Below are 2,514 nucleotides of genomic sequence, written 5' to 3' on the forward strand. Positions count from 1 at the left end.
ATCCAGCAGATGACCTTCGCCGACCAGGCTGCCGCCGAACAGGCGGCCCAGGCGCTTGAGGACCGCACAAAGACTTTCGACCAGCTTGTCTCCGAAGCCGGTCGCACGCCGGCCGACGTGACGCTCGGCATCTACGAGAAGGGCCAGTTCCCCGACCAGGCGATCGACGAGGCAGCCTTTGCCATTCCCGAGGCAGGCGGCGTCAGCGGCGTCGTGCAGGGCAATTTCGGTCCGGTCATCATACGCGTTACGGATATCGAGCCGGAAAGCACGACGCCGCTTGCCGATGTCGAGGACCAGATCCGCACGGAGCTTGCCGAACAGCAGGCCGCCGACGACATCCTCAACGTCGAGAACCAGTACGAGGACCAGCGCGCCGGCGGCGCCAGCATGGCCGAGGCCGCACAGAGCCTCGGTCTCGAAGCGGTTACGATCGATGCCATCGACGCCAACGGTCGTGATCCGAACGGCAACCCGATCGAAGACATTCCGCTGGGCACCGAGCTTGTCGGCGCGGCCTTCGAAAGCGATACGGGGCTTGAGAACCTGCCGCTGAACCTCGATGACGGCGGCGTTGTCTGGTACGAGGTCGAAGATATCACTCCGCCGCGCGATCGTACCTTCGATGAGGTCCGCAGCCAGGTCGAGACCGACTGGGCGGCCGAACAGCAGCGCGACGCGCTTGCGGCCAGGGCCGACGAGATGAAACAGCGCGTGGAGAACGGCGAAAGCCTGCAGCAGGTGGCCGACGATCTGGCCATTGACGTGCAGCAGAGCCCCTCGATCACGCGCAATTCGCAGAACAGCGACCTTGGCCCCGAGGCGATCGCCGCGGCCTTCAGCGGTCCGCTCGGGACCGTGGCCACCGCCCCGCGCGATGGCGGGACCGAGCAGATCGTGCTGTCGGTGGCAACCGTGGTCAATCCCTCCGATACGCTGGAAACCAGCGGTGACAACCAGGTCATCACCGCCATTGCGTCTTCGGCCGGAGACGATATCCTCGATGAAATGATCAACAAGCTGCAGAGCGAGTACGGCGTCTCGATCAACCAGACGCTCGCACAGCAGGCGGTGAACCTGCGATAAGCGAGAAAAGCCATGTCCGAACTGAAACCCTTCATCGCCAAGGTCGCCGACGGCCAGTCGCTTTCGAGCGAGGAATCCCGCCAGGCCTTCGATATCCTGATGTCGGGCGAGGCCACCCCGTCGCAGATCGGCGGCTTCCTGATGGCGCTCAGGGTCAAGGGCGAGACGGTCGACGAGATCGTCGGCGCCGTCACGACGATGCGCGCGAAGATGCTGCCGGTCAGGGCGCCGGTCCACGCGATCGATATCGTTGGCACGGGCGGCGACGGCGCGGGCACCTACAATATCTCGACGCTCGCGGCCATCGTGACGGCCGGCGCCGGAGTGACGGTGGCAAAGCATGGCAACCGGGCGCTGAGTTCGCGTTCGGGCACGGCCGACAGCCTGTCGGAACTCGGCGTGGAACTGGATACCGGTCCGGAAATCATCGAGGCCTGCCTCGAGGAAGCCGGCATCGGCTTCATGTTCGCGCAGAAGCATCATGCGGCCATGCGCCATGTCGGCCCGTCGCGGGTCGAACTTGGCACGCGGACGATCTTCAATCTTCTCGGCCCGCTTTCGAACCCGGCCGGCGTAAAGAGTCAGTTGCTCGGCGTGTTCGCGCCGCAATGGCTGGTGCCGCTTGCCGAGGTGCTGCGCGATCTCGGGTCCGAGACCGTATGGGTCGTGCACGGCGAGGGTCTCGACGAAATCACAACGACGGGTACGACCCGGATCGCCGAGCTTTCCGATGGCAAGATTCGCGAGTATTCGCTGACGCCGAAGGATTTCGGCGTGGAAGCTGCGACGCTCGACGCGCTTCGCGGCGGTGACGGCAAGGTGAACGCCGCGGCGCTCCGCAAGGTGCTTTCCGGCGAGCGCAACGCCTATCGCGACATTGCGCTCTGCAATGCGGCCGCTGCGCTGATGATTGCCGGGAAGGGCGAGACGCTTTCCGACGCGATGGCGATCGCCGCGCAATCGCTGGAAAGCGGCAATGCGGCGCTCGCGCTCGACCGGCTCGTTGCCGTCTCCAACCAGAAAAGCGAAGGCTGAGTGCCGCTGATGACCGATATCCTGCGAAAGATCGAGGCCTACAAGCGCGAAGAGATCGCCGCCGCCAAGGCGAAGGTTTCGCTCGACGACCTGAAGGCGCGCGCAGCCGACCAGGAAAAGCCGCGCGGCTTTCTGGCCGCACTCCGCCGGAAACAGAACGAGGGCCGTTTCGGCCTGATCGCCGAGATCAAGAAGGCAAGCCCCTCAAAAGGGCTGATCCGCCCGGATTTCGATCCGCCTGCCTTCGCCAGGGCCTATGAGGCGGGCGGCGCGGCCTGCCTTTCTGTGCTCACCGATACGCCGAGCTTCCAGGGCGCGCCCGAGTTTCTGGCCGCCGCCCGCAATGCCTGCGCCCTGCCAGCGCTGCGCAAGGATTTCATGTTCGAGCCCTAT

At 65.2% G+C, this 2,514-nt stretch carries 3 protein-coding genes; all 3 read left to right on the plus strand.

Going from position 1 to position 2,514, the window contains the following annotated elements; translation table 11 throughout:
- Nucleotides 1–1,086, plus strand: a 1,086-nt coding sequence (locus tag AC5DC2_RS22860) for a peptidylprolyl isomerase (RefSeq protein WP_491700149.1), incomplete at its 5' end; no start/stop codon positions are given.
- 12 nt (nucleotides 1,087–1,098) lie between these two features.
- On the plus strand, nucleotides 1,099–2,121 hold the full coding sequence (trpD, locus tag AC5DC2_RS22865; RefSeq protein WP_491700150.1) for an anthranilate phosphoribosyltransferase: 1,023 nt from the start codon (nucleotides 1,099–1,101) through the stop codon (nucleotides 2,119–2,121).
- Between the two features lie 6 nt (nucleotides 2,122–2,127).
- Nucleotides 2,128–2,514: indole-3-glycerol phosphate synthase TrpC (locus tag AC5DC2_RS22870; protein WP_491700151.1), on the plus strand; the 387-nt coding region annotated here is incomplete at its 3' end.

Source organism: Martelella sp. (assembly GCF_984369615.1).